Source organism: Thauera sp. 27 (assembly GCF_000310125.2).
GTDB lineage: Bacteria > Pseudomonadota > Gammaproteobacteria > Burkholderiales > Rhodocyclaceae > Thauera > Thauera mechernichensis.
The window spans coordinates 1-4,629 of record NZ_AMXB01000082.1 but is presented as its reverse complement, the minus strand read 5'-3'; the positions used below and the strand labels follow the sequence as shown (position 1 = coordinate 4,629).

Sequence of the window (4,629 nt, the reverse complement as noted above, 5' to 3'; positions counted from 1 at the left end):
GGCTTGCGCCGCTCCTACAGCGAGGCCCGCTCGGCGTACCCCGCAGGAGCGGCGCCAGCCGCGAGACGTTGAAGGCGACGGCACCTCACGCCCCTCACTTCTTGAACTTAAGCAGCTTGAAGTAGGGATAGTTCTCGGACTGCACCGGGAAGTCGATATTGTCCTTCATCGCCCAGTTCAGCATCTGGTGGTGGATCGGCAGATAGACGACGTCGTCCTGCACCGTCTTCCACACCTCGGCGACCATGCCCGCGCGCGTGCCGGGATCGACCTCCCGCGTCATCGCGCCGATCAGCTCGTCGACACGCGGGCTGCTGTAGCCGGTGAAGTTCCACGAGCCGCCCTTGTCGGTCTTGGTCTCGAACAGGTAGTGGAAGACGTAGTGCGAGTCCATCGTCGGCACGCCCCAGCCAAGCATGTAGAGGTCGTACTCGCCCTTGGGCAGTTCGGCGAAGTGGATGCTCTTGGGCTGGGCGCTGAGGCGGGCGCGCACGCCGATCTGGCCGAACATGCCGGTCACCGCCTGGCAGATTGCCTCGTCATTGACGTAGCGATCGTTCGGGCAGGCGAGCGTCACCGAGAAGCCATTGGGGTAGCCCGCCTCGGCAAGCAGCGCCTTGGCGCGCGTGACGTCGGTTGCCGGCACCACGTCCATCGCCTTGTTGTAGCCGTCGATGAAGGGCGGCGCGACGATACCCGCGGGCACCGACTGGCCGCGCATCACCACGCGCTTGACCGCCTCGCGGTTGATGGCGATGTTCATCGCCTCGCGCACGCGCTTGTCAGCGAACGGGTTCTTGCCCTTCACGTCCGAGCTGCGCAGTTCGGGCAGGGCCTGCTGCATGCCAAGGAAGATCGTGCGGTTTTCGGGCCCTGAGCGCACCACAAGGCCCTTGGCGGCGGACAGGCGCTCGAGGTCCTGTACCGGCGGGTCGAGCAGGAAGTCCACCTCGCCCGACAGCAGCGCCGCAACGCGCGTGGCCGCCGAACGCACCGGGGTGAACACCACCTTGCTGACCTCCATCGGGAAGGTCCCCATGCCCCAGTAGTCCTCATTGCGCTCGAGTTCGGTGCGCACGTCGGGCTCGCGCTTGGCCAGCCGGAAGGGGCCGGTGCCATTGGCATTGCGTACCGCGAAGGTCTCGTCGCCGGCCTTGTAGTTCTGCGGCAGCGTGACCTTGTTCTCCTCGGCCCACTCCCTGTCCATGATGAAGAGGTTGGTGAGGTTGTTGGGCAGCAGCGGATTGGGGCCGTCCGTGCGCATGCGCACCGTGTGGTCGTCGACCTTGATCACCTCGACCACACTGGTCAGCAGCCCCTTCATGTCCGAGTTCTCGTGCTTGGCGCGCATGATCGAGAACACCACGTCGTCGGCAGTAAAGGGGTTGCCGTTGTGGTACTTCACCCCCTCGCGCAGCTTGAACTCCCACACGCTGGGGTCATCGGTGATGCGCCAGGAAGTGGCCAGGCGGGGCGCGAGCTTCATGTCCTGGTCGCGGAACACCAGAGAGTCATAGACCTGGTGGTTCATGACATGGGTCGGGCCCTCGTTCTGCGAATGCGGATCCATGGTCAGGGCGTCGCCCGCCGCCGCCCAGCGCACGGTCTGGGCCGCGACCGGCGTGGAGAAGGTGGCGAGGACTGCGCAGGCACCGAGGGCAAGGGGCAGCGTGGCGGCAAGGCGGGGTAGCTTCATCGACGTCATCTCCAGGTGGGCGTACATGGATGCAATTACCGTCCGATTGTTGCACCGACTGCCCGCGCAGCAAAGCGCGGTGACCACCGCCACGGGTTTACCGCTAGGCGGCTAGCCAGCGTAGCGCACGCGCAGTTCGCGCTTGAGCAGCTTGCCCGATGCGTTGCGCGGCATGTCATCGACGAAGAACACGCGCTTGGGCACCTTGAACGCTGCCAGACGGGCATGGACGTGGGCAACCAGCTCATCCGCGGTCGCCCGCGCACCCTGCTTCAGCGCCACCACCGCCGTCACTGCCTCGATCCAGCGCTCATCGGGCAGACCGATCACCGCCACCTCGGCCACGGCCGGATGGGTGTAGAGGCACTCCTCGACCTCGCGGCTCGCCACCACCACGCCACCGGTCTTGATGATGTCCTTGATGCGGTCGGTGATGTAGAGATAGCCCGCCTCGTCCATGTAGCCGACATCGCCGGAACGGAACCAGCCGTCCTTGAAGCTGGCCGCGGTCTCGTCCGGCTTGCCCCAGTAGCCGCTCATGAGCTGCGGCGAGCGGTGCACGATCTCACCCATCTCGCCGGCCGGCACATCGTTCAGGTCGGGGTCGACGATGCGCGTCTCGACGTTGAAGATCGGCCGTCCGGCAGAGGCCGGGCGCTCGGCATGCTCCTCGGGGCGCAGCACCGTGGCCAGCGGCGCGATCTCGCTCTGGCCGTAGCAGTTGTAGAGCTTGAGCGCCGGCAGCTTGGCTGCCAGTTCGTGCACGACCGGCACCGGCATGATCGAGGCGCCGTAATAGCCCTTCTGCAGCGAGGCCAGGTGTGCCGGATCGAAGGCCGGGTGGCGCAGGAAGGCGATCCACACCGTCGGCGGCGCGAAGAAGGAGGTGACGCCTTCCTGCGCGATGAGCTCGAAGCAGCGCTCGGGCTGCGGTGCCTGGATCAGCAGCGTGGTGGCGCCCACCAGCAGCTGCGGCATCAGGAATACGTGCATCTGCGCCGAGTGATACAGCGGCAGCGCGGCCAGCGAGCAGTCCTCGCCGCGGATGTCGGTCGCCAGCAGCGTGCTGGTGTACTCGGCCAGCAGGGCACGGTGGCTCATCATCGCGCCCTTGGGCGCGGCGGTGGTGCCGGAGGTGTAGAGCAGTTGGACGATGCTCTCCTCGTCGAGCTCGAGTTCCGGCGCAATGTCGTCGCCGCCAGCCTGGGCCCAGGAGAGGATGTCGCGGTCCTGCCCGCCCTGCAGCGTGCCGCGCCACTCGCAGGACAGCGTGGAGCCCAGCGCCTCGACGTGGGTCGCCATGTCGGCATCACAGAACAGCGCGCGCGCGCCGGACTGCGCGACGATGTAGTGCAGTTCGGCATCGAGCAGGGCGTAGTTGATCGGCACGTGGATCAGGCCGGCCTTGGCGCAGCCCAGCCACAGCAGCACGTAGGCGTCCGAGTTGCGGCCATAGGCGGCGACGCGGTCGCCAGCCTTGAGGCCCAGCGCCAGCAGGCGGTTGGCGACACGGTTGGCAGCACGCTCGAGCTGGGCGTAGCGCCAGCTGCGGCCCTCGAAGCGCAGCGCCTCGCGCTCGGGGTTACGGCGTACCGAGCGCGCGAAGGCGTCGCCGATCAGATTGCGCCCGGCACGGCGGACATCGGCGGGAATGGCTGTTTGGTGTGCTGCGGTCATGCTCATGTCCTCATTCAGTGCTTGCGGGGTGCCCGCAGGCACCCCCATCGTACGCGGGCAAGCGGGCTTACTTGGCCGCCATGCGGATCGCGCCGTCCAGGCGGATGACCTCGCCGTTGAGCATCGGGTTCTCGCAGATCGACTTCACCAGCTGCGCATACTCGCTGGAGCGGCCCAGGCGCGAGGGGAAAGGCACCATCTGGCCGAGCGAATCCTGCACCTGCTGCGGCAGGCCGCGCAGCATCGGCGTCTCGAAGATGCCGGGGGCGATGCTCATGACGCGGATGCCGTAGCGTGCCAGCTCGCGCGCGATCGGCAAGGTCATGCCGACCACGCCGGCCTTGGAGGCCGAATAGGTCGCCTGGCCGATCTGGCCGTCGAAGGCGGCGACCGAGGCGGTGGTGACGATCACGCCGCGCTCGCCCTCCGCGTTCGGCGCGGCCTTGCTCATGGCGTCGGCGGCAAGGCGGATCGGGTTGAAGGTGCCGACGAGGTTGATCGTCACCCCGCGCACGAAGCTGTCCAGGCGGTGCGGGCCTTCCTTGCCCACCACCTTCTCGCCCGGTGCCACGCCAGCGCAGCACACCAGACCGTGCAGGCCGCCGAAGCCCTTCACCGCGGCATCGACCGCGGCCTGCGTCGACGCCTCGTCGGTGACGTCGGTACGCACGAAGCAGGCCGCCGCGCCGAGTTCGGCCGCCAGCGCCCTGCCCGCCTCGTCGTTGAGGTCGGCAAGCACCACCTTGCCGCCACCTTCGACCACCATGCGCGCGGTGGCCGCACCCAGGCCGGAGGCGCCGCCGGTAATCAGGAATACCGAGTCTGCGATCTTCATTGCGTGTGCTCCTTGTGTCTCAGATGCGTTCGATGATGGTGGCGGTGGCCATGCCGTGGCCGATGCACATGACCTGCAGCCCGAAGCGGCCGTCGCGCTGTTCGAGGCCGGCGAGCATCTTGGCCATCAGGCCGGCGCCCGTTCCGCCCAGCGGGTGGCCGTGGGCGATGGCGCCGCCCCAGGGGTTGAAGCGGTCCATGTCGGGCGCGAACTCGCGCACGAAGCACAGCGCCACGCTGGCGAAGGCCTCGTTGACCTCGATCCAGTCCATGTCGTGGATCGACAGCCCGGCCATCTCCAGCGCGCGGCGCGCCGCCGGGACCACCCCGGTGAGCTGCATCACCGGGTCGGAGCCGACCGCGACGCGGGCGCGGAAGCGCGCGCGCGGCCGGATGCCCAGCGCCTCGGCCGCCTCGCGCCA

The 4,629-nt window shown here is 68.0% G+C and carries 3 protein-coding genes and 1 pseudogene; all 4 read right to left on the bottom strand.

Annotated elements, in window-relative coordinates; all coding sequences use genetic code 11:
- Window positions 1-94 precede the first annotated feature (94 nt).
- On the bottom strand, window positions 95-1,696 hold the full coding sequence (locus B447_RS21400; protein WP_004248986.1) for an ABC transporter substrate-binding protein: 1,602 nt from the start codon (window positions 1,694-1,696) through the stop codon (window positions 95-97).
- Between the two features lie 111 nt (window positions 1,697-1,807).
- A complete protein-coding gene (locus tag B447_RS21395) occupies window positions 1,808-3,379 on the bottom strand; it encodes an acyl-CoA synthetase (protein ID WP_198291853.1) in 1,572 nt (523 codons plus the stop codon).
- A gap of 61 nt (window positions 3,380-3,440) precedes the next feature.
- Window positions 3,441-4,208, bottom strand: a complete 768-nt coding sequence (locus tag B447_RS21390) for a 3-hydroxyacyl-CoA dehydrogenase (RefSeq protein ID WP_002925942.1) — start codon at window positions 4,206-4,208, stop codon at window positions 3,441-3,443.
- 19 nt (window positions 4,209-4,227) lie between these two features.
- Window positions 4,228-4,629, bottom strand: a pseudogene (locus B447_RS21385) (steroid 3-ketoacyl-CoA thiolase); the annotation flags it as partial.